21 protein-coding genes and 1 tRNA gene are annotated in these 21580 nt (G+C 75.8%); 8 read left to right on the forward strand and 14 right to left on the reverse strand.

Annotated features, from left to right (window positions below):
* Window positions 1–70 precede the first annotated feature (70 nt).
* The 8 genes from ACI781_RS13195 to hrcA all read right to left on the reverse strand — a co-directional run bounded on the left by ACI781_RS13195 (window position 71) and on the right by hrcA (window position 8785).
* On the reverse strand, window positions 71–1432 hold the full coding sequence (locus ACI781_RS13195) for a hemolysin family protein (protein ID WP_456566564.1): 1362 nt from the start codon (window positions 1430–1432) through the stop codon (window positions 71–73).
* A gap of 7 nt (window positions 1433–1439) precedes the next feature.
* Window positions 1440–1943, reverse strand: coding sequence for an rRNA maturation RNase YbeY (gene ybeY / locus ACI781_RS13200; protein ID WP_456566565.1), 504 nt, complete (start codon window positions 1941–1943; stop codon window positions 1440–1442).
* A 2-nt stretch (window positions 1944–1945) separates the two neighbouring features.
* On the reverse strand, window positions 1946–4162 hold the full coding sequence (locus tag ACI781_RS13205; protein WP_456566566.1) for a PhoH family protein: 2217 nt from the start codon (window positions 4160–4162) through the stop codon (window positions 1946–1948).
* 91 nt (window positions 4163–4253) lie between these two features.
* Window positions 4254–5069, reverse strand: a complete 816-nt coding sequence (locus ACI781_RS13210; protein WP_456566567.1) for an enoyl-CoA hydratase/isomerase family protein — start codon at window positions 5067–5069, stop codon at window positions 4254–4256.
* A gap of 303 nt (window positions 5070–5372) precedes the next feature.
* A complete protein-coding gene (locus ACI781_RS13215) occupies window positions 5373–5735 on the reverse strand; it encodes a histidine triad nucleotide-binding protein (RefSeq protein WP_456566568.1) in 363 nt (120 codons plus the stop codon).
* 115 nt (window positions 5736–5850) lie between these two features.
* Window positions 5851–6612 (reverse strand): 16S rRNA (uracil(1498)-N(3))-methyltransferase, encoded by a 762-nt coding sequence (locus ACI781_RS13220; protein ID WP_456566569.1) that lies wholly within the window; start codon window positions 6610–6612, stop codon window positions 5851–5853.
* Between the two features lie 4 nt (window positions 6613–6616).
* Window positions 6617–7747 carry a molecular chaperone DnaJ gene (gene dnaJ, locus ACI781_RS13225; protein ID WP_456566570.1) on the reverse strand — a complete coding sequence of 377 codons (1131 nt, stop codon included), beginning with the start codon at window positions 7745–7747 and terminating at the stop codon, window positions 6617–6619.
* A 15-nt stretch (window positions 7748–7762) separates the two neighbouring features.
* Window positions 7763–8785 (reverse strand): heat-inducible transcriptional repressor HrcA, encoded by a 1023-nt coding sequence (hrcA, locus tag ACI781_RS13230; protein WP_456566571.1) that lies wholly within the window; start codon window positions 8783–8785, stop codon window positions 7763–7765.
* Between the two features lie 104 nt (window positions 8786–8889).
* Between hrcA and ACI781_RS13235 the strand changes: the two genes are divergently transcribed.
* Window positions 8890–9369: a type II toxin-antitoxin system VapB family antitoxin gene (locus ACI781_RS13235; protein ID WP_456566572.1), complete on the forward strand. Its 480-nt coding sequence runs from the start codon at window positions 8890–8892 to the stop codon at window positions 9367–9369.
* A gap of 13 nt (window positions 9370–9382) precedes the next feature.
* Here the strand turns inward: ACI781_RS13235 and hemW are convergent, their stop codons facing one another.
* Complete coding sequence (gene hemW, locus ACI781_RS13240) at window positions 9383–10606, reverse strand: radical SAM family heme chaperone HemW (RefSeq protein ID WP_456566573.1); 1224 nt, start codon at window positions 10604–10606, stop codon at window positions 9383–9385.
* A 49-nt stretch (window positions 10607–10655) separates the two neighbouring features.
* Between hemW and ACI781_RS13245 the strand changes: the two genes are divergently transcribed.
* Window positions 10656–11417 (forward strand): enoyl-CoA hydratase-related protein, encoded by a 762-nt coding sequence (locus tag ACI781_RS13245; RefSeq protein WP_456566574.1) that lies wholly within the window; start codon window positions 10656–10658, stop codon window positions 11415–11417.
* A 160-nt stretch (window positions 11418–11577) separates the two neighbouring features.
* Here the strand turns inward: ACI781_RS13245 and selB are convergent, their stop codons facing one another.
* From selB to ACI781_RS13260, 3 genes are all read right to left on the reverse strand, one after another.
* Window positions 11578–13332: a selenocysteine-specific translation elongation factor gene (selB, locus tag ACI781_RS13250; RefSeq protein WP_456566575.1), complete on the reverse strand. Its 1755-nt coding sequence runs from the start codon at window positions 13330–13332 to the stop codon at window positions 11578–11580.
* On the reverse strand, window positions 13329–14639 hold the full coding sequence (selA, locus tag ACI781_RS13255) for an L-seryl-tRNA(Sec) selenium transferase (RefSeq protein ID WP_456566576.1): 1311 nt from the start codon (window positions 14637–14639) through the stop codon (window positions 13329–13331). The genes selB and selA overlap by 4 nt, the downstream gene beginning before the upstream one ends.
* A gap of 51 nt (window positions 14640–14690) precedes the next feature.
* Window positions 14691–14786 (reverse strand) — tRNA-OTHER (locus tag ACI781_RS13260).
* 121 nt (window positions 14787–14907) lie between these two features.
* On the opposite strand from ACI781_RS13260, the gene ACI781_RS13265 reads away from it, so the two are divergent.
* The 5 genes from ACI781_RS13265 (at window position 14908) to ACI781_RS13285 (ending at window position 18526) form a co-directional block, all read left to right on the forward strand.
* Complete coding sequence (locus tag ACI781_RS13265) at window positions 14908–15537, forward strand: helix-turn-helix transcriptional regulator (protein WP_456566577.1); 630 nt, start codon at window positions 14908–14910, stop codon at window positions 15535–15537.
* Between the two features lie 43 nt (window positions 15538–15580).
* On the forward strand, window positions 15581–16588 hold the full coding sequence (selD, locus tag ACI781_RS13270) for a selenide, water dikinase SelD (RefSeq protein ID WP_456566578.1): 1008 nt from the start codon (window positions 15581–15583) through the stop codon (window positions 16586–16588).
* 75 nt (window positions 16589–16663) lie between these two features.
* Entirely contained in the window at window positions 16664–17632 is a 969-nt protein-coding gene (locus ACI781_RS13275; RefSeq protein WP_456566579.1) for a zinc-binding dehydrogenase, read from the forward strand.
* Window positions 17633–17761: 129 nt separating this feature from the next.
* Window positions 17762–17995: an RNA polymerase subunit sigma-70 gene (locus ACI781_RS13280; protein WP_456566580.1), complete on the forward strand. Its 234-nt coding sequence runs from the start codon at window positions 17762–17764 to the stop codon at window positions 17993–17995.
* Window positions 17996–17998: 3 nt separating this feature from the next.
* Window positions 17999–18526, forward strand: a complete 528-nt coding sequence (locus ACI781_RS13285) for a Clp protease N-terminal domain-containing protein (protein ID WP_456566581.1) — start codon at window positions 17999–18001, stop codon at window positions 18524–18526.
* A gap of 3 nt (window positions 18527–18529) precedes the next feature.
* On the opposite strand, the gene ACI781_RS13290 is transcribed toward ACI781_RS13285, so the two are convergent.
* Both ACI781_RS13290 and lepA read right to left on the reverse strand, forming a co-directional pair.
* Window positions 18530–19186 carry an MOSC domain-containing protein gene (locus ACI781_RS13290; protein ID WP_456566582.1) on the reverse strand — a complete coding sequence of 219 codons (657 nt, stop codon included), beginning with the start codon at window positions 19184–19186 and terminating at the stop codon, window positions 18530–18532.
* Complete coding sequence (lepA, locus tag ACI781_RS13295; RefSeq protein WP_456566583.1) at window positions 19183–21021, reverse strand: translation elongation factor 4; 1839 nt, start codon at window positions 21019–21021, stop codon at window positions 19183–19185. Before lepA ends, ACI781_RS13290 begins: the two co-directional genes overlap by 4 nt.
* A 209-nt stretch (window positions 21022–21230) precedes the next feature.
* Here lepA and rpsT point away from each other — a divergent pair, with 209 nt between their 5' ends.
* The gene (rpsT, locus tag ACI781_RS13300; protein WP_456566584.1) at window positions 21231–21497 is read left to right on the forward strand and encodes a 30S ribosomal protein S20; all 267 of its coding nucleotides are present in this window, start codon (window positions 21231–21233) and stop codon (window positions 21495–21497) included.
* Window positions 21498–21580: the final 83 nt, after the last annotated feature.

Raw genomic sequence — 21580 nt, forward strand, 5'->3', positions numbered from 1 at the left:
CCCACCGTCCCGGCGGGCCCGCCCGCAGGGCCGGGACGGCGGCCGGCGCGCGGGGCCGTGCGGGTGGCCGTCAGCCCTCGACCACGCCGGCGGGCTCCTCGGCGCGGGTGGCGCCCGAGGCCCGCGGGCCGGCCGGCTCACCGGCGGCGTCCCCGCGGGCCGGCTCCGCGACCCGGCAGACCAGCAGGGTGTCGATGCGGTTGCGGCGGCCACCGGTGCTCTCGGCGACCAGCCGCAGGCCGCCGACCTCGGTCGCGGACCCCTCGATCGGCACCATGCCCAGCTCGCGGGCCAGCAGGCCGCCGACGGTCTCCACGCCCTCGTCGATGGGCAGCTCGACGTCGAACAGGTCGGCGAGGTCCTCCACCGGCAGCCGCGCGGTGACCCGCATCGACCCGTCGGCGAGCTCTTCGACCGGCGGCCGCTGGAAGGCGTCGTGCTCGTCGGCGATCTCGCCGACGATCTCCTCGAGGATGTCCTCGATGGTGACCAGCCCGGCGAAGCCGCCGTACTCGTCGACCACGATCGCGATGTGGATGCGCCGCGCCTGCATGTCCTTGAGCAGCTCGTCCACCGGCTTGGACTCCGGCACGAACGTCGGCGGGCGCATCAGCTCCTCCACCCGCGGGCCCCGCCCTTCGCCGAGGTTCTGCGAGCGGCGCACGAGGTCCTTGAGGTAGACGACGCCGACCACGTCGTCGACGTTCTCGCCGATGACCGGGATGCGGCTGAACCCGCTGCGCAACGCCAGCGCCAGCGCCTGGCGGACGGTCTTGCCGCGCTCGATGTAGACGACCTCGGTGCGCGGCACCATGACCTCGCGCGCGATCGTGTCGCCCAGCTCGAACACCGAGTGGATCATGTTCCGCTCGCCGGACTCCACGACGCCGCGCTCCTCGGCCATGTCGACCAGCTCGCGCAGCTCGACCTCGGTGGAGAACGGGCCGTCGCGGAAGCCGCGGCCGGGGGTGATGGCGTTGCCGACCAGGATCAGCAGGGTCGCGATCGGGCCCAGCACCCGCCCCAGCGCGTTCACCACCCCGGCGGTGGCCAGCGCGATGCCGTAGGCGTGCTGGCGCCCGAGCGTGCGGGGGCCGACACCGACGAGCACGTAGCTGACGACGGTCATGACCCCGGCGGCGGTGAGCACCGTCTGCCAGCCGCCGCCCCACAGGTCGGCCAGGACGACGGTCACCAGCACCGCGGCGACCATCTCGCACAGGATGCGCAGCAGCAGGAGCAGCGAGACGTGCCGGGCGCGGTCGGCGACGACCTGCTCCAGGGCGCCCGCCCGCTTCGTTCCCTCGCGGCGCAGCTCCTGCACCCGCGCGGCCGACACCCGCTGCAGGGCGGCGTCCATCGCCCCGAACAGGCCGGCCAGCGGCACGAGCAGGACGGCGACGACCAGGAGCGTGATCTCGGCCGACGTCATCGGGGCCTCACCGGGGCCGGGGCTGCGGCTCGGTCGGCTCGCCGGTCACCGGCTGGCGCGGAGCCGACCGCCAGGACTCCAGCAGGCGGGTCTGGAGACCGAACATCTCCTTCTCCTCCTCGGGCTCCATGTGGTCGTAGCCGAGGATGTGCAGCACGCCGTGGGTGGCGAGCAGGACCAGCTCGTCGTCCATCGTGTGGCCGGCGGCGCGGGCCTGGCGGACGGCGACGGCGGGGCAGAGCACCACGTCGCCCAGCAGCGCCGGGCCGGGCTCGGGGTCGTCGGGGCGGGAGGTGTCCAGCTCGTCCATGGGGAACGCCAGCACGTCGGTGGGGCCCTTCTCGCCCATCCACCGCTCGTGCAGCGTGGCCATGTACTCGGTGTCCACGCACAGCACCGACAGCTCGGCCATCGGGTTGACGCCCATCTCGGCGAGGACGAACCGGCAGATGCCGGCCAGCTCCGCCTCGTCGACGGCGATCTCGGACTCGTTGGCGACCTCGACGGGCACGGTCAGCTCCCCTGCCGGCGCGGACGGGGACCCCGGGCCGGCGCCGGACCGGTCGGGCGGGCGGGCGGCTGGTGTGCGGCGTCCCAGCGTTCGTAGGCGTCGACGATGTCGCCGACCAGCCGGTGGCGGACGACGTCGGAGCTGGTGAGGTTCGCGAAGTGCACGTCCTCGACGCCGTCGAGGATCTCGCGGACCACCCGCAGCCCGCTCTGGGCGCCGCCGGGCAGGTCGACCTGCGTGACGTCACCGGTGACGACGATCTTGGACCCGAAGCCGAGCCGGGTGAGGAACATCTTCATCTGCTCGGCGGTGGTGTTCTGCGCCTCGTCGAGGATGACGAACGCGTCGTTCAGGGTGTTGTGGGTGACGAGGAAGTCATCGGTCACGTACAGGGAGTCCTGCGCGGCGACCTGGATGCACAGCGTCTCCTGCTCCCCCACCGGTTCGATGCTGTCGATGAACCGCTTCGGCCGTCCACCGCCCGTGGTGTCGTACACCCGGCGCTTGCGCTCCAGCCGGAAGGGCACCACGCCGGCGGGCAGCCGGATGTCGAGGACGTAGGCGTCCTCGCGGTACTCCACGGGACGACCGCTCACCCGACCTGCCGGCCGGCCGGCCGACTCCCGCAGGCGCGTGTAGACGACACCCCCCAGTGACCGGACCAGGAACGCGACGCCGTCCTTCAGGCCGGGCGACGTGGTCGTGTACTGGATGCGGCAGCTCCGCCCGCGCTGGGGGACGGGGCCGCCGTCGGAGTCGAGCAGCCCCTGCAGCACCGCCGTACGGACCTCCACGGAGTTGTGCAGGTACTCCTCGGGGACGAACTTCGTCGCGGACGTCGTCCCGGCCAGGTCGAGCCGGCGCAGCACAGCAGTCACCGGGTTGGCCACCCGCAGGCCGCCTCGGCCGGCGTCCACGTGGTGGAGGACGTAGTCGTAGTCGCTCGTGCGGCGCAGCTCGATGCCGTCGAGCGCCGCGCCGAGGGCGACGACCAGTTCGGGATCCGCCGTCGAGAACGCCGGCGTGGTCGAGGTGGTGAGGCATCCGTCGCCGAGCAGGAGACCCAACGCGTACGGGTCGAGCGGGACGTCCCGGGGCTCGAACTCGACCGGCGCCACGACCGGGAGCTCGAACCGGCGGGCATGCGCCGCTCGGAGTTTCCCGATCATCTCCTGGGTCTCGAGCGTGCGGGTGCGGCCCCGGCGCCTGTCCGACGCCGTCCGGACGGTCCAGAGGTGCTCGCCACAGGCCAGCGTCCAGGCACCGTCCTGCGTGGCGACGCGGAAGACCTCCTTGCGGCCCTGGGGGTACACCCCGAGCACGGGCGTGGGTCGGCCGTCCGAGCCGATCACGAGGTCACCGACGCGCAGCGTGCCCATGGGGACGAAGCCCTCCGGCGTCAGCACCTGGGCGTCGTACGGCTGGGCCCTGCCCCGCATGTAGGCCAGCGGCGCGACCTCGATCGTCCCGGCGGCCATGAGCCGCGGGATCGACTCCGGGTCGACCATGTCGTGCAGCGCGTCGTACAGCGGCCGCAGGTAGGGGTCGATCTTCTCCGACAGCGAGCCGGGCAGGTAGCCCAGCCGCTCGCCGGCCTCGACCGCCGGGCGGGTCAGGATGATGCGGTTGACCTGCTTGGTCTGCAGGGCCTGCACGGCCTTGGCCATCGCCAGGTACGTCTTGCCGGTGCCGGCGGGGCCGATGCCGAAGACGATCGTGTGGGCGTCGATCGCGTCGACGTAGCGCTTCTGGTTCAGCGTCTTGGGCCGGATGGTGCGGCCCCGGCGGCTGATGATGTCGAGGCTGAGCACCTCGGCGGGGCGCTCGGAGCCGCCGCTGCGCAGCATGCCGATGACCCGGCGCACCGAGTCCGGGCGCAGCGCCTGGCCGGTCGCGAGCAGCGCGATGAGCTCGTCGAACACCCGGACGGCGAACGCGTTGTCGGCCGGCTGGCCGGTCACCGAGACCTCGTTGCCGCGCACGTGCACGTCGGCCACGACCTCGGCCTCGACCAGGCGCAGGAGCTCGTCGCCCGAGCCGAGCAGCCCCACCATGGAGACGCTCTCGGGGACGGTGATGGTGGTGCGGACGGGTGCGGGCTGCGTGCCCGCCAGTGCCGACGCGCCGACCGGGCCGCCGTCCACCGCGGCGGCGGAGGCCGAGGCCTCACGCGACGTGGGGGCTCCCGGCACGGGGACGTTCGGGGAGGAGTCGGGCAAGAACCCTCGACCCTGCCTTCCTGCTGAGGCGGTGCGGACCGGTCGAGGATACCCGTGGACGGCCCCGCGGAACCCGGCTCGCCCGAACGGATCAGCGGCCCGCGTAGGTGGCTCTGCCGGGGCCGTCGGTGAGGAACGAGGAGACGGCGCCGCGCAGGTCGGCCGTGCCGAACAGCGGGCCCGACACCTGCGGGGTGACCGCGTCGGCCGCGCGCACGCCGTCGCGCAGCGCCGTGGCCACCAGCCGCTTGGTGGCGGCGTGGGCGACGGTCGGGCCGGCGGCCACCTGCGCGGCGAACGCCCGCGCGGCCGCGGCGAACCCGTCGTCGGGCAGCACCCGGTTGACCACGCCCCAGCGCTCGAGCTCCGCGGCGGGGTACCGCCCACCGGTGTAGATCAGCTCCTTGGCCCGCGCCGGACCGGCGCGCTCGGCCAGCCGCTGGGGGCCGCCCATCGACGGCGTCAGCCCGACGACGATCTCGACCAGCCCGAACGAGGCCCGCTCGGCGGCCAGCAGCAGGTCGCAGGCGAGCGCGAGCTCGAAGGCCGCGGTCAGGGTGAGGCCGTGCGCCGCGAAGACGGTGGGGACCGGCAGGTCCTCGAGGGTCTGCGCCAGCCGGAGCAGCCGGGCCCACAGCGCCGTCCCCTCGCCGGCCGGGTCCGGGCCCTCGGCGATCGCCTGGAAGGCGTGCACGTCGACGCCGCCGGAGACGACCTTGCCGCGCGCCTCCAGCAGCACCGCGCGGGCGCGGTCGGGGCGCCCGGGCGCGGTCAGCGCGACCAGCTCGGCGACGGCCTGCTCGAAGCCGGCGAAGACCGACTCGTCGAAGAGGTTCAGCGGCGGGGCGTCCAGGACGACGACGGCGACGTCGCCGTCCCGCTCGACGCGCACGGGGCTCTCGGTCACCCGGCCACCCTCACACGCCCGCCGCCGCGGTGCAGCGGCCGGCACCGCGGTGCGCGTCGTCGGCGCCGCGGCCGGGTGCCGCGCCACAGGGGTGACTGCCGCCGCGCAGCGCGGCGGTCGAGCGCTCCCGCGGCAGTGCCGGGGTGCGACGTCGCCGCGACGGGGGTGGGTCACCGCCGGCGGGGTCGCGGCCCGGCGGCCGGGTGCCGCGTCACGGGGGCGGCCGCCGCCGCACAGCGCGGCGGTCGAGCCCTCCCGCGGCGGTGCGTGGCGGCGGATCGGGCACGGCGGACGGCGGCCGCGTCAGCCGGGGGGCCAGCCCAGGTCCCGGCCGCCGAGCACGTGGACGTGGAGGTGGTGGACGGTCTGCCCCGCGGCCGGACCGGTGTTGGCGACCATCCGGTAGCCGGGCTCGGGGTCGCCGTCGGCGGTGACCAGGCCCTCCTGCACCGCGACGGCGTGCGCGGCCGCGACGACCTCCGCCAGCAGCTGCGGGTCGGCGCCCACGAGCAGTCCCGCGGTGGCGTGGTGGTCCTTGGGGATGACCAGCACGTGCGTCGGGGCCTGCGGGTTGATGTCGCGGAAGGCGAGCGTGCGGTCGGTCTCGTGGACGACGTCGGCGGGGATCTCGCCGGCGACCACGCGGCAGAACAGGCAGTCGGTCACGCCGACCGACCCTATAAGGACCCCGCGCCCCCCACCGCTCCCGAGCTCGCGGCCGGCCCCTGTGCGGAGCCGACCGGCGACCGTGGCGCGAGGGTCGCGATAAGCGAGCGGGAGCTCAGCGCCAGCGGGTACGCAGCGACAGGGCGGCCAGCGCCGCGGCGCCCGCGGTCGACGTGCGCAGCACCTCCGGGCCCAGCCGCACGGGCTCGGCGCCGGCCGCGCGGAACGCCAGCACCTCGCCGTCGGTCAGCCCGCCCTCGGGCCCGACGACGACGGCGACCGTCCCCTCCGCGGGGACGTCGAGGCCGGCGATGCGCGTACGCGCCTGCTCGTGCAGCACCAGCGCGAGGTCGACCTCCGCGAGCTCACCGCACACCTCTCGGGTGCTGGCCAGCTCGGCGACCTCGGGCACCCGCGGACGGCGGGACTGCTTGCTCGCCGCGTGCGCCGCCGCCCGCCACTTCGCCACGCCCTTGGCCACCCGGTCGTCGCGCCAGCGGGTGACGCAGCGCGCCGCCGCCCACGGGACGATCCGGTCGACCCCGAGCTCGGTGGCCAGGTCCACCGCGAGCGGCCCGCGGTCGCCCTTGGGCAGCGCCTGCACCAGCACCAGCCGCGGCTGCGCCGGCGGCACCTCGAACCGGCGCTCGACGCGGACGCGCAGCCCCTCGGGGCCGGCCGCCGCCACCTCACCCTCGGCGACCGAGCCGTGGCCGTCCCCGACCCGCACCCGCTCGCCGGGGGCCAGCCGCAGCACGTCGACGGCGTGCCGCCCCTCCGGGCCGGCGACCAGCAGGTCGTCCCCGGCGGGCAGCTCGTCGAGCAGGAACAGCGGGGCGCCGTCGAGTTCCGGCACACCCGCCTCGGTCGCGCTCATGCCCTCACTTCAGCACGTCGCGCAGCCGCGAGAACAGCCCGCCCTGCCCCTCCGGGGCGGCGCCGGGACGGTCCTCGCCGCGGAGCGCGGCCAGCTCGCGCAGCAGCTTCTCCTGCTCGGCGTCCAGCCGGGTCGGCGTCTCCACCTCGACGTGCACCATGAGGTTGCCGCGGCCGGTGGCCCGCAGCCGGGGGGCGCCGCGTCCGCGCAGGGTGAGCACCGTGCCGGACTGGGTGCCGGGGCGGACGTCGACGTCCTCCTCGCCGTCCAGCGTCGTCAGCGACAGCGTGGTGCCGAGCGCGGCGGCGGTCATCGGCAGCGTGACGCGGCAGTGCAGGTCCTCGCCGTCGCGGGTGAACACCGGGTGCGGGCGCTCGCTGATCTCCACGTAGAGGTCGCCGGCGGGTCCGCCGCCCGGGCCGACCTCGCCGTGCCCGGTCAGCCGGATGCGCATGCCGTCCTCGACACCGGCCGGCACCTTGACGCTGATCGTCCGGCGGGCGCGGACCCGCCCGTCGCCGGCGCACTTGGGGCAGGGGTCGGGGATGACCTGGCCGGTGCCGTCGCAGGTCGGGCAGACCCGGCTGGACACGACCTGGCCGAGGAACGAGCGCTGCACGCTCTGCACCTCGCCGCGACCCGAGCAGGTGGTGCAGGTCGTGGGGTGGGTGCCGGGCGCGGTCCCGGCCCCGGCGCAGGTGTCGCAGAGGACCGCGGTGTCGACGGTGATGTCCTGGGTGGTGCCGAAGACCGTCTCGTCGAGGTCCAGGTCCAGGCGGATGAGCGCGTCGCCGCCGGCGCGGGTGCGGCTGCGCGGCCCGCGCTGGCCCATCCCGCCGCCGAAGAAGGCGTCCATGATGTCGCCCAGGCCGCCGAAGCCGGCGTTGCCGAAGGGGCTGCCGCCCCCGCCGCCACCGGTCTCGAACGGGTCGCCGCCGAGGTCGACGATGCGGCGCTTCTCCGGGTCGGTCAGCGCCTGGTATGCCTTGCTGACCTCCTGGAAGCGCTCCTTGGCCTCGGGGTCGGGGTTGACGTCCGGGTGCAGGTCGCGCGCCAGCCGGCGGTATGCCTTCTTGATGTCGGTGTCGGACGCGCCGCGGGCCAGGCCGAGGACGCCGTAGTAGTCGGTTGCCATGGAGGGTCTTCCGCCTCAGCTCTCGGCCAGCAACTGGCCGACGTAGCGGGCCACGGCACGGACCGCGGCCATGTTCGTTGGGTAGTCCATCCGGGTCGGGCCCACGATGCCCAGGCCCCCGAGGGCCCGGTCGGGGGCGCCGTACCCGACGGAGACGACCGAGGCACCGGTCAGGGCCTCGTGCGCGTTCTCCTCGCCGATCCGGACGACGACGCTGCCCCCGGTGTCGACCTCGCTGATCAGCTTCAGCACCACGACCTGCTCCTCGAGCGCCTCGAGGATCGGGCGCACGGTGCCCGGCAGGTCCAGTGCGGTCCGGGTGAGGTTCGCCGTCCCGCCGACGACGAGGCGGTCCTCCCCCGGCTCGACCAGCGTCTCCACCAGGGCGGCGCTGACGGCGGCGACGAGCGGGCGCAGGTGCGCCGGCGCGGTGTCCACGAGGTCGGGCACCTTGCCGCCCGCGTCGGCCAGCTTCGCGCCGGTGAACGCGGCGTTCAGCATGGCCCGCAGCTCGGCGACGGTCTCGGCGTCGACGTCGACCGGGCACTCCACCACCCGCTGCTCGACGCGGCCGGTGTCGGTGATGAGCACGAGCAGCAGCCGCGCCCCGGCGACCTGGACGACCTCGAGGTGGCGCACGGCGCTGCGCGACAGCGTCGGGTACTGGACGACGGCGACCTGGCGGGTCAGCTGGGCGAGCAGCCGGACGGTGCGGCCGAGCACGTCGTGCAGGTCGACGGCGCCGTCGAGGAACCTCTCGATCGCCTTGCGCTCGGCCCCCGACAGCGGCTTGACCGCCGACAGCCGGTCGACGAACAGCCGGTACCCCTTGTCGGTCGGCACCCGGCCGGCGCTGGTGTGCGGCTGGTGGATGTAGCCCAGCTCCTCCAGCACCGCCATGTCGTTGCGGATCGTGGCGGGCGAGACACCGAGGTCGTGCCGCTCGGCGAGGGCCTTGCTGCCCACCGGGTCGTTGGTGGAGACGTAGTCCTGGACGATCGCCCGCAGGACCTGCAGGCGCCGTTCGTCGTGCGCCACGGTGACACCTCCCCGTACCGGTCGGACGTGCCGTGCGAGGGGGGACGGCGCCTGGCGGATCACTCCGTCGCACCGTCGCCGACGCTGGCACTCGCACGGACGGAGTGCCAGTCCAGCATACGACCGCGGCCGTCGTCCGTCGCGCGGCTCGCGCGGGACGCCCCGGTGGCGGGCCGGACCGGACCCGTCGCCGGTCCTCCCCGGCCGATAGGCTGCCCGGAGGTCGAGGCAGGTGCGAGGCGGTCCGGACGGAGGTCGGTTCCCTGATCTTCAAGGCCGTCCGCGAGGGTCGCCCCTATCCCGAGCACGGGTTGTCGACCAAGGACTGGGCGATGATCCCGCCGCGGCAGATCCGGCTCGACACGCTCGTCACCACCAAGCGCGAGCTGGCCCTGGACGCGCTGCTGGCCGACGACTCGACCTTCTACGGCGACCTGTTCCCGCACGCGGTCCTCTGGCGCGGCGAGATGTACCTCGAGGACGGCCTGCACCGGGCGCTGCGCGCGGCCCTGCAGCAGCGCACCGTCATCCACGTGCGCGTCCTGGACCTCGACGCGCTGATGCCGGCCGAGCCGGCCCGGTAGGTCCGGCCGCCGCTCAGTCGGTGAGCTCGCGGACCAGGGCGTCGGCGAGCAGCCGGCCCCGGTCGGTGAGCACGGCCCGCCCGGCCTCGTGCGCCGCGGGCTCCAGCAGGCCGCGGGCGACGGCGTCGGCGGCCCGCAGCCGGCCGGCGGGCGACAACCGGGTCAGCGGCAGCCCGTCGCGCAGCCGCAGGCCCAGCATCACCGCCTCCAGGGCGCGGTCGTCGTCGCCGAGCTGCTCCCACCCGGCCGCCGGGCTCTCCCCCGCCGCCACCCGCGCGGCGTGCGCCGCCGGGTGCTTGACGTTCCACCAGCGCAGCCCGCCGACGTGGCTGTGCGCGCCGGGGCCGACGCCCCACCAGTGGGCGTTGGCCCAGTACAGCTCGTTGTGCCGGCAGCGGGCGGCCGGCCCGGCGGCCCAGTTGGACACCTCGTACCAGTCCAGCCCGGCCCGGCGCAGCGCCGCGTCGGCCTGCTCGTAGCGGTCGGCGAGGACGTCGTCGTCGGGCATCGGCAGCTCGCCGCGGGCGATCCGCCGCGCCAGCCGGGTGCCCTCCTCCACGATCAGCGCGTAGGCGCTGACGTGGTCCACCGGCGCGTCCAGGACGACGTCGAGCGAGGCCGCCCAGTCGGCGTCGGTCTCCCCGGGCGTCCCGTAGATGAGGTCCAGGTTGACGTGCTCGAACCCGGCGGCCCGAGCCTCGCGGGCGGCCTCGGCGGCGCGGCCGGGGGTGTGCCGGCGGTCGAGCACCGCGAGCACGTGCTCGGCCGCCGACTGCATGCCGAGGCTGATCCGCGTGAACCCGCCCTCCCGCAGCGCCGCGAGCGACGCCGGGGTCACCGACTCCGGGTTGGCCTCGGTGGTCACCTCGACGTCGGCGGCCACCGGGAAGAGCTCGCGGACGGCGGCGAGGACGGCGACCAGGTCCGCGGCGGGCAGCAGCGTGGGGGTGCCGCCGCCGACGAACACCGTCGTCACCTCGGGCCGGTCGGGGCCGAGGACCTGCGCGGCGCGGCGCAGCTCGGCGACGAGGGTGCCGGCGTACTCGGCGCGGCTGGCGCCGGGGCCCAGCTCGTCGGAGGTGTAGGTGTTGAAGTCGCAGTAGCCGCAGCGGGTGGCGCAGAACGGCACGTGCACGTAGAGCCCGAACGGCGTCGTCGCCAGCTCCCCGCGCGCCGACTCGGGCAGCTCGAAGGGAGCGGCCGGCGGGGCGGGCAGCAGGGGCAGGGCGGTGTCCATCTGCTCCCAGTGTGCCGCGCCGGCGGCCGGGGACCGGCAGGATCGGCCTGTGACCCCCGACCGAGTGCTGCAGGTGTCCGTCGCGGGGGGCGTCGCGCGGCTGACGCTGGACTCCCCCGCCAACCGCAACGCCCTGTCGCGGGCGATGCTCGGTCAGCTGCGCGCGGCGGTGGACGACGCCCTGGCCGACGACGCCGTCCGGGTGCTCGTCCTCGACCACACCGGGCGGGTCTTCTGCTCGGGCATGGACCTGTCCGAGGCGGCCGGGGCCGGCGCCGGGGACCAGGGCGTGCGGGCCTTCCCGGACCTGCTGACCGCGCTGTGGGAGTCGCCGAAGCCGGTGCTGGCCGCGGTGCGGGGCCCGGCGCGGGCCGGCGGGATCGGGCTGATGGCCGCCTGCGACGTCGTGGTCGCCGGGGCGTCGGCGACGTTCGCGATCAGCGAGGTGCGCCTGGGGCTGGTGCCGGCGGTGATCTCGGCCGTCGTCCTGCCGCGGATGGTGCCGCACCTGGCGCACCGGCTGGCCCTCACCGGGGAGGTGTTCGGCGCGGAGCTCGCCGCGACCGCGGGGCTGGTCGACCTCGCCGTGGCCGACGACGCGGTCGATGCGACCGTCACCGCGCAGGTCGGGGCGCTGGCGGCCGGGGCGCCGACGGCGCTGGCGGAGACCAAGCGCCTGCTGCGCGCCGGCGGCCTGCGCGGCTCGTTCGCCGCGCTGCAGGAGGTCTCCGCCCGCCGCTTCGCCGGCGAGGAGGGCCAGGAGGGCATCGCCGCGTTCCGGGAGAAGCGCCGGCCGCGCTGGGTGCCCTGACGTCACCCCGCTCGCGCGGGGGCCGCGGGGGACGTCCCGCGGGTGCCGCGGTGCGACGTCCTGGTGCGCTGCCGCGGTGCGGGGGCGGGTGCCGCGCTGCGGCGCGGCACCGGGGCGCGCACCGCGACACTGCCGCGGTGCGGGGCCGCCCCGGGCGGACTCAGCGGAGGCGGCGGGTGGCGTCCGGCAGCCGCTCGGTGACCCCGCGCGCGTCCAGCCACTCCATGAGCGGGACGGCGACCCGGCGGCTGGTCCCCCACGCCGTCCGCGCCTGGCTCAGGGTGAACGGCGCGGGGATCGCCGCGAGCCGGCGGCGTGCCTCCTCCTCGACGCCGGGCGCGAGCACGAGCCCGTCCGCGACGCGCACGAGCTGACCGGCCCGCACCGCGGCCGCGAGCTCCCGCGGCCCCAGGCGCGCCGCGGCCAGCTCCTCGGCGTCCGGGGCGGCGAACGGGTCCTGCGCCAGCCGGGCGAGGACGGCGTCGACCGCCCGCTGCACCGCCGGCGGCAGCCCGGCCGACGCCGCGACCACCCGGCCGGCGGCCAGTGCCAGCGGCGGGCGGACGACGGCCCGCACCAGGTCGTCGTCGGGCAGGCCCAGCTCCCGGCGGACGACGGCGACCGGCGGCCCGGCCTCCAGCGGGTGCGCGGCGCGGTGGGCGGCGACCAGCGCGGGCACCGCGGCGGCGAACTCGTCGGGCAGCCCCGGCGCGAGCAGCCACGGCCCCACCCGGACGGCGCCCGGCGGCTCGGGCCAGCCCATCGCGGCGAAGTCGGCGGCGCGGACCACCCGGCGGCGGGCGAGCTCGGCGGTGGCCCCTGCGGCCCCGGCCGGGGTGGCGGCCAGCTCGGCGGCCCGCCGCCGCGCGGCGCCCCGGCGGCGCAGCTCCGGCGGGTCGACGTCGCGGACGTCGGCGCCGAGCACCCGGCGGGCCCCGGGGTCGCGCAGCAGCAGCCGGTCGCCGACGCGCAGCGGCAGGGGCGCGGACAGCTGCAGCCGCAGCGCCGTCCTGTCCAGCGGGCGGACCCGCGCCGCCACCGCCGCGGACCCGACGTGCACCACCAGCTCCGCGGGCAGGCGGCCGCCCGGCTCGCGGGCCAGGACGACGTCGACGACGCCGGTGGGGCGGAAGGCGCCGACGGTGAGCAGCGCGTCCCCGCGGGACAGCTCCTCCACGGCGACGCCGCGCAGGTTCAGCGCCACCCGGGCGGTGGCGGCGGCGCGGTCGACCGGCTCGCCGAGCGAGTGCACCCCGCGCACGGTCACCTGCCGGTCGCCGAGTGCCAGCCGGTCCCCCGGCGCGACCGTGCCGGCGGCGAGGGTGCCCGTGACGACGGTCCCCGCGCCCCGGATGGGGAAGGCGCGGTCGAGCCACAGCCGCACCGGCGCGGCGCGGTCGGGGACGGGCAACCCGGCCATCAGCGTCTCCAGGGCGGCGGCCACCGCCGGCACCCCGGCGCCGGTCACCGCGCTCACCGCCACCGCGGGGACGGCGCCCATCGAGGTGGCCGCGAGCCGCTCGGTCGCGTCGGCGAGGACCGGCGCGGGGTCGGCGACGTCGGCCTTGGTGACGGCCAGCAGCGCGTGCCGGACGCCCAGCGCGTCGAGGACGGCGACGTGCTCGGCGGTCTGCGCCGACCAGCCGTCGTCGGCGGCGACCACGACGAGGGCGGCGGGCACCGACCCGACGCCGGCGAGCATGGTGCCGACGAACCGCTCGTGCCCGGGGACGTCGACGACGGCCAGCCGCCGCCCCGAGGGCAGCGTCGTCCAGGCGAAGCCGAGGTCGATGGTCAGCCCGCGGCGGCGCTCCTCCTCCCAGCGGTCGGGCTCCATCCCGGTGAGCTCGCGGACGAGCGTGGACTTGCCGTGGTCGACGTGCCCGGCGGTGGCGACGACGTCCGTGCCGGTCACGCGCCGGCCACCGCGAGGACGGCCGCCGCGAGCGCGTCGTCGGCCTCGGGCGGGACGCTGCGCAGGTCGAGCAGGGTGCGGCCGCCCTCGACGTGGCCGACGACCGGCGGTGCACCCGCGCGCAGCCGGGGGGCGAGCTCGCCGGGCAGCGAGACCGCGGCACTGGGCAGCGGGTGCTCGGGGGCGCCGCCCCCGCCGACGCGGGCGGCGCTGTCGACGGCCACCGCGTCCACGCCCGCCGCGATCAGCCGCGCGGCCAGCGCCTCGGCGCGGGCCCGCAGCCCGGCGACGTCGGCGGCCAGCATCCGCCGGACCGGCGGCAGCGGGCCGCGCAGCGTCGCCTCCAGCGCGGCGAGCGTCGTCTTGTCCACCCGCAGCGCCCGGTACAGCGGGTGCCGGCGCAGCCGCTGCACGAGGTCCGCGCGGCCGAGGACCAGCCCGGCCTGCGGGCCGCCGAGCAGCTTGTCGCCGCTGGCCAGCACGAGGTCGGCGCCGTCGGCGAGCGTCGTCTGCAGGTCCGGCTCGCCGGGCAGGGCGGGGTCGGGCGCGAGCAGGCCCGAACCGACGTCGGCGACCAGCGGCACGCCGCTGCCGGCCAGCGCCGCCGCCAGCTCGGCCACCGGCACGGCCCGGGTGAAGCCGCGGACGACGAAGTTCGACGGGTGCACCTTGAGGACCGCGCCGGTGCCGGGCCCGAGCGCGCTTGTGTAGTCCTCGGCGGTCACCCGGTTCGTCATCCCCACCTCGCGCAGCCGGGCACCGGTGGACTCCAGCAGCTCGGGGATGCGGAAGCCGTCCCCGATCTCGACCAGCTCCCCGCGGGCGAGCACCAGCTCGCGTCCCGCACCGAGCGCCGTGGCGACCAGCGCCAGGGCGGCGGCGCAGTTGTTGACCACCAGCGCGGCCTCCGCGGCCGGGACGGCGGCGCGCAGCGCGGCGAGCGCGGCCTCGCCACGGGGCCCGCGGCGGCCGGTGCCGAGGTCGAGCTCCACGTCGGTCGTCCCGGCGGCAGCCGCGGCGGCGGCGACCGCCGCCGGCGACAGCGGGGCGCGGCCGAGGTTGGTGTGCACCAGCACGCCGGTGGCGTTGAGCACCGGGCGCAGGCTCGCGGCCGTGTCCGGCAGCGCGGCGAGGACGGCGGGTACGGCGTCGGCCGGGGCCAGCTCCCCCGACCGCACCCGGCCCTGCACGCTGCGGATCGCGTCCTTCACCAGGTCCCGGCCCAGCCGCTGGACCGCGGGCACGAGTTGCCGGTTCCCCAGCAGCGTGTCGGTGCGCGGGACCTGTCGGCGCGGGTCGGCACTCATCGACTGCGGAGCGTAGGCGCCGGGCCGGGCGGCGGCCCGGCGCGGGACGGATGGCGGAGGCGGACGGGAATCGAACCCGCCTGACCGAGCTGCTCGGCCACGTCGGCTTTAGAGGCCGCGGGGGCCACCAGACACCCTGACGCCTCCGTCGACCACAGTACTTGCCAACCCCGTCCTCGGCGTGTCGTCGGCGTGTCGCACGCTTTTCATCCCGCGGACCGGCGTCGCGCCCACGGAAGTGTCGGTGGCCGGTGTCAGCATCCCGGATGTGAGCCGCCGCACCGAGCCCCGCCACACCGAGCCCCGCCACACCGCGCCCCTGCCGCCGGTCACCCTGGCGCCGGAGGAGGCCGCCGCCGTGGCCGTCGCCCTCGCCGCCCAGCCCGACGGTCCCTACGCCGAGGCCGGGCGGGCCGCTCTGGAGAAGGTGCTCGCCGTCCTCGAGCCCGATCCCCAGCGCCGCGCCCAGCTGCTGGCCACCAGCCTGTGGGTCAGCGCGGAGGCCGGGCACTCGGCGGAACTGCGCGCGACGGTGGAGCGGGCGGTCACCCAGCGGCGGGTCGTGGTGCTCCGGTACCGCGACGGCGCCGGGCGGGCCAGCCGCCGGGAGGTGGAGCCGCAGCTGCTCTCCCGCGGCCCCGACCACTGGTACCTCGTCGCGTGGTGCCGGGAGCGCCAGGGCCCGCGCTGGTTCCGGGAGGACCGCATCGAGTCCGTCGAGCTCACGGAGGAGACCGCCCCGCGGCGCGACCCCGGCCTCTTCGGCGCGCCCTCGACCACCCACCCCGCCGGTCGCGCGCTGGGGCGCGGGGCCACCGCGCGGGTGCCGGTGCCGGGCGCCCCCGCACCGGTCCCGGCGCCGCGGCTGACCGTGCTGCAGGGCGGCCGCGACAGCTGAGCGACGGCGCGCGGCCGCCGAGGCCCGTGCCTACATTCGGCCGGTGACCAGCGCCCCCGCACGGATCCGGCTCACCCAGTACGCGCACGGCGGCGGCTGCGCCTGCAAGATCCCGCCCGGCGAGCTCGAGCAGGTGGTCGCCGGGCTGACCGCCGGCGAGCCCGCCTCCCCGGCCGCCGAGCTGGTGGTGGGCCTCGACGACGGCGACGACGCCGCCGTCGTCCGCATCGCCGGGGGCCAGGGGCTCGTGCTCACCACCGACTTCTTCACGCCCGTGGTCGACGACGCGTACACGTTCGGCCGGATCGCCGCGGCCAACGCCCTGTCCGACGTCTACGCGATGGGCGGCACGCCGGTCGTCGCGGTCAACCTGCTGGGCTGGCCGCGGGACGTGCTGCCCGCGGAGCTGGCCGGGGAGGTGCTGCGCGGCGGGCTGGAGGTGGCCCGGGAGGCCGGCTGCCACGTCGGCGGTGGCCACTCGATCGACGACCCGGAGCCCAAGTACGGGATGGCCGTCACCGGCGTCGTCGACGTCGACCGGGTGATCACCAACGCGGCCGCGGTCGCCGGGACGCCGCTGTCACTCACCAAGCCGCTGGGCGTGGGCGTGCTCAACAGCCGGATGAAGGCCACCGGCGAGGTGTCGGAGGAGGCGGTCGCGTCGATGACCGCGCTCAACCGGGACGCCGGGCGGGCCGCGGTCGCCGCCGGGATCCGCGCCGGCACCGACGTCACCGGCTTCGGGCTGCTCGGCCACCTCTACAAGATGGCCCGGGCCAGCGGGGTCACCGCCGTGGTCGACGCCGCAGCCGTCCCCTACCTGACGGGTGCGCGCACGGCGCTCGCCGACGGGCACGTGTCCGGCGGGACGCGGCGCAACCTGGACTGGGTGCGGCCGCACACCGACCTGTCCGCCGTCGGCGAGGACGAGGCGCTGCTGCTGGCCGACGCGCAGACCTCCGGCGGCCTGCTGCTGGGCGGCGAGGTCCCGGGGGCGCCGGTGATCGGCGAGTTCGTGCCCCGCGGCGAGCACGTCGTCGTCGTCCGCTGACCGGCGTGCCGGGCCGCGGTCCTGCACGCGGGACCCGCGTCGCTGGTGGTCGGGCGCTCGGCTAGCGTCCGGGACATGCTGGCTGCCTTCGTCTCGACCCCGTCCCCGGAGGACCCGCTCTCCGTGCTGGAGATCGGCGACCGCCCCGAGCCCGAGGCTCCGGACGGGTGGACGACGGTGCAGGTCAAGGCGGTCTCGCTGAACCACCACGACCTGTTCAGCCTGCGCGGCGTCGGCCTCCCCCGGGAGCGGATGCCGATGATCCTCGGCACGGACGCCGCCGGCCTGGACGAGGACGGCAACGAGGTCGTCGTGCACGGCGTCGTCACCGGCACCCCCGGGTGGACCGGCGACGAGACGCTCGACCCGAAGCGCTCGCTGTTCTCCGAGCTGCACCAGGGCACGATGGCCGAGCGGGTCGCGGTGCCGCGCCGCAACGTGATCCCCAAGCCCGCCGACCTCTCCTACGCCGAGGCGGCCTGCCTGCCGACGGCGTGGCTGACCGCCTACCGGATGCTCTTCGTGCGGTCCGGGCTGCGGCCGGGCCAGACGGTGCTGGTGCAGGGCGCCAGCGGCGGCGTCGCCACGGCGCTGGTCGTCCTGGGCCGGGCCGCCGGCTTCCGGATGTGGGTCACCGGCCGCACCGAGGACAAGCGCGCCGCCGCGCTGGCCCTGGGCGCGGAGCAGGCCTTCGAGTCCGGCGCGCGCCTGCCCGAGCGGGTGGACGGCGTCATGGAGACCGTCGGTGCGGCGACCTGGTCGCACAGCGTCAAGTCGCTCAAGCCCGGCGGCGTCATCGTCACCTCGGGCGCGACCACCGGCTTCGACCCCGGCGCCGAGCTCAACCGGATCTTCTTCACCCAGCTGTCGGTGATCGGCTCGACCATGGGCACCCGCGACGAGCTGGCCGACCTGATCACGATGTGCGCCACCACCGGGATCCGCCCGCAGATCGACGTCGAGCTGCCCCTGACCGAGGCCCGCGAGGGGTTCGCCCGCATGCTCGAGGGCCGCACCAACGGGAAGATCGTCTTCACGCTCTGATCACCGCGCACGGCCACCGGGAGCGGTGGCACCCCGCAGCCGCCGGGGTGCCACCGCTCTCGTCGTCTCCGCCCCCGAACGTGTCAACGTGAGTTGACACCGTCACCGATGCAACTTAGGTTGACAGACATGGCGGACACAGCTGCGGTGGCCACGGCCGCCGCCGACGACGACCCGGCCGTGGGCCTGCGCGCCGTCCGGTCGCTCCGCGTCCTGGTGGAGCGGCTGGAGGCCCTCCAGGTCGACAACGCCCGCGGCCGCGGGTGGACCTGGGAGCAGATCGCGCACCTGCTCGGCGTGAGCCGGCAGGCCGTCCACAAGAAGTACTCGAGCGGGCGCGGCCCGCTCCGGCGGAAGGAGTGAGGGGTGTTCGAACGCTTCACGGCGCCGGCGCGGGCGACCGTCGTCCAGGCGCAGACCGAGGCCCGGCGGCTGCACGACGGGCGCGTCGGCACCGAGCACCTGCTGCTGGCCCTGCTGGACGCCGGGACACCGACCGCCGCCGTCCTCGAGCGGCACGGCCTGACCCAGGACACGGTCACGGCCGCGGTGCGGACGCTGACCGGTGACCTCGACGCCGGCGCGCTGGAGACGATCGGCATCGACCTCGACGCCGTCCGGGAACGCGTCGAGGCCACCTTCGGACCCGGCGCGCTCGACCGGCCCTCCCCCACCGCGCCGCGCGGGCACGTGCCGTTCAGCCCCCGGGCGAAGAAGGTGCTGGAGCTGTCCCTGCGGGAGGCGATCGCGATGCGGCAGCGGGCCATCGCCGACGGCCACATCGCCCTCGGTCTGATCCGGGAGGGCCAGGGGCTGGCCATGCGGGTGATCGCCGACCGCGGCATCGACGCCGCGCAACTGGCCGCGGAGATCCGCCTCGCGCTGCTGTCCTGAGCCTCAGGCGGGCGCGGCGCTGCGCGTCGCGATGCGGGCGGCGACCCGGGCGCGGGTGCGTTCGGGCAGCGTCGGCACGGCGGGCGCGAGCTCGGGCAGCCGCTGCTTCTCGGTGGTGTAGGCGCGGAACGCCGTCCCGACGGTGACGCCGTGCGCCGGCCGGTCGAGCACCTCGACCGGGTCGCCGGCGCCGATCTCGCCGGGCTCGAGCACCCGCAGGTAGGCGCCCGGCGCCCCGTGCCGGGTGAACCGCCGGACGAGCTGCGGCACGCCCCAGAAGCGCTCGAAGTTGGCGCAGGGGATGCGGCAGTCGGTGACCTGCAGCAGCGCGGTGCCGACCCGCCAGCGCTCGCCGAGGACGGCGCCGGTCAGGTCGAGGCCGGTGGTGCGGAGGTTCTCCCCGAACCGGCCCGGCGGCAGGTCCCGGTCGAGCTCGGCGGCCCACCAGTCGGCGTCCTCCTGCGCGTAGGCGTAGACCGCCTGCCCCTCGCCGCCGTGGAAGCGGCGGTTGACCTGCACGTCGCCGTCGAGGCCCAGACGGTGGACGGCGACCCGGCCGGCCACCGGCCGCTTGTCGATGCCGGTCCGCTGCGGCGTGCGGTCGGGGACCGCGGGGAGGTCGGTCCCCGACACGCAGACGGCCGCGAGCCGGCCGGTCACTTCTTGGAGGCGGTGGACTCGTTGGTGGAGAGCGCGGCGACGAAGGCCTCCTGGGGGACCTCGACGCGGCCCACCATCTTCATCCGCTTCTTGCCCTCCTTCTGCTTCTCCAGCAGCTTCCGCTTGCGGGTGATGTCACCGCCGTAGCACTTGGCGAGGACGTCCTTGCGGATGGCGCGGACGGTCTCGCGGGCGATGACCCGCGAGCCGACGGCGGCCTGGATGGGCACTTCGAACTGCTGCCTCGGGATCAGCTCGCGGAGCTTGCCGGCCATCATCACGCCGTAGCTGTAGGCCTTGTCCTTGTGCACGATCGCGCTGAACGCGTCGACGGCCTCGCCCTGCAGCAGGATGTCGACCTTGACCAGCGAGGACACCTGCTCGCCGGCCTCCTGGTAGTCCAGGCTCGCGTAGCCGCGGGTGCGGGACTTCAGCGCGTCGAAGAAGTCGAAGATGATCTCGCCGAGCGGCAGCGTGTAGCGCAGCTCGACCCGCGACTCGCTCAGGTAGTCCATCCCGCCGAGCTGGCCGCGCCGGCTCTGGCAGAGCTCCATGATCGCGCCGGTGTAGTCGCTGGGGGCGATGATCGTGGCGTTGACGATCGGCTCGTAGACGGTGTCGATCTTGCCCTCGGGCCAGTCGCTCGGGTTGGTCACCGTGATCTCGGAGCGGTCCTCCATCACGACCCGGTAGACGACGTTGGGGGCGGTGGAGATGAGGCTGATGCCGGCCTCGCGCTCCAGCCGCTCCCGGACGATCTCCAGGTGCAGCAGGCCGAGGAAGCCGACGCGGAAGCCGAACCCGAGCGCCGCGGAGGTCTCGGGCTCGTAGACCAGCGCGGCGTCGTTGAGCAGCAGCTTGTCCAGGGCCTCGCGCAGCAGCGGGTAGTCGCTGCCGTCGATCGGGTACAGGCCGGAGTAGACCATCGGCTTGGGGTCGCTGTAGCCGCCGATCGGCTCGGCCGCCGGCTTGTGCTGCAGCGTCACGGTGTCGCCGACGCGGGACTGCCGGACGTCCTTCACCCCGGTGATGAAGTAGCCGACCTCGCCGACGCCCAGGCTGTCGACCGGCTTGGGCTCCGGGGAGATGACGCCGATCTCGAGCAGCTCGTGGGTGGCGCCGGTGGACATCATCTTGATCCGCTCGCGGGCGGAGATCCGGCCGTCGACGACGCGCACGTAGGTGATGACGCCGCGGTAGATGTCGTAGACCGAGTCGAAGATCATCGCGCGGGCGGGCCCGCCGGCCTCCCCGACCGGCGCCGGGATCTTCTCGACGATCGCGTCGAGCAGCTCGGGGACGCCCTCGCCGGTCTTGCCGCTGACCCGCAGCACCTCCGCGGGGTCGCACCCGATGATGTGCGCGATCTCCGCCGCGTACTTCTCCGGCTGCGCCGCCGGCAGGTCGATCTTGTTGAGGACCGGGATGATCGTCAGGTCGTTCTCGAGCGCCAGGTACAGGTTGGCCAGCGTCTGGGCCTCGATGCCCTGGGCGGCGTCCACGAGCAGGACGGCACCCTCGCAGGCGGCCAGCGAGCGGGACACCTCGTAGGTGAAGTCGACGTGACCCGGCGTGTCGATCATGTCGAGCACGTACTCGGTGCCGTCGCCGGCGCTCGGTGTCCACGGCAGGCGGACGTTCTGGGCCTTGATGGTGATGCCGCGCTCGCGCTCGATGTCCATGCGGTCGAGGTACTGGGCGCGCATCTGCCGTGCCTCGATGATCCCGGTGACCTCGAGCATCCGGTCGGCCAGCGTCGACTTGCCATGGTCGATGTGGGCGATGATGCAGAAGTTCCGGATGCGGGCCGGGTCGGTGGCAGCGGGAGTCGTCACAGTGCTGCCCATCGTCCCATGCCGCACGGCGACCGGTCAGCCGCTTCCCCTGCCGCGTCGCGCACCCGCGCGGGGCCGCGCGGCCCCGCGGTGTGGGCCGGCGCCCCGGACGCTGGTATCTTGGCAGGCCGGTCCGTGATCGCAGGGTGCCGACCCCGTGTCCGGACGCATTGTCAGACTCCCTCCCAGCGAGACACCGAGGCTCACGCGTGGCGAACATCAAGTCCCAGATGAAGCGGATCAAGACCAACGAGAAGGCGCGTCAGCGCAACGTCGCGGTCAAGTCCGCCCTCAAGACGGCCGTGCGGCGCTTCCGCACCGCTGCCGACTCCGGGGACGCGGCGGCGGCCTCGACGGCCCTGCTCACCGCCAGCAAGATGCTGGACAAGGCCGCCAGCAAGGGCATCATCCACAAGAACCAGGCCGCCAACCGCAAGTCGGGCATGGCCAAGCAGGTGGCCGGCCTCCAGGGCTGACCGACCTCGACGTCCGAGCCCCTCTCCCGCCTCGCGGGAGGGGGGCTCGTCGCATCTCGGGGACCGGTCACCTCCGCGGCGTC

This window comes from Blastococcus sp. SYSU D00695 (assembly GCF_054050555.1).

Bases quoted from the DNA above. Each gene is read 5' to 3' on its own strand.
- ACI781_RS13195 (WP_456566564.1), bottom strand. From the start codon at position 1,432: ATGACGTCGGCCGAGATCACGCTCCTGGTCGTCGCCGTCCTGCTCGTG.
- ACI781_RS13220 (WP_456566569.1), bottom strand. From the start codon at position 6,612: ATGAGCGCGACCGAGGCGGGTGTGCCGGAACTCGACGGCGCCCCGCTG.
- dnaJ (WP_456566570.1), bottom strand. From the start codon at position 7,747: ATGGCAACCGACTACTACGGCGTCCTCGGCCTGGCCCGCGGCGCGTCC.
- hemW (WP_456566573.1), bottom strand. From the start codon at position 10,606: ATGGACACCGCCCTGCCCCTGCTGCCCGCCCCGCCGGCCGCTCCCTTC.
- selA (WP_456566576.1), bottom strand. From the start codon at position 14,639: ATGAGTGCCGACCCGCGCCGACAGGTCCCGCGCACCGACACGCTGCTG.
- ACI781_RS13275 (WP_456566579.1), top strand. From the start codon at position 16,664: ATGCTGGCTGCCTTCGTCTCGACCCCGTCCCCGGAGGACCCGCTCTCC.
- ACI781_RS13280 (WP_456566580.1), top strand. From the start codon at position 17,762: ATGGCGGACACAGCTGCGGTGGCCACGGCCGCCGCCGACGACGACCCG.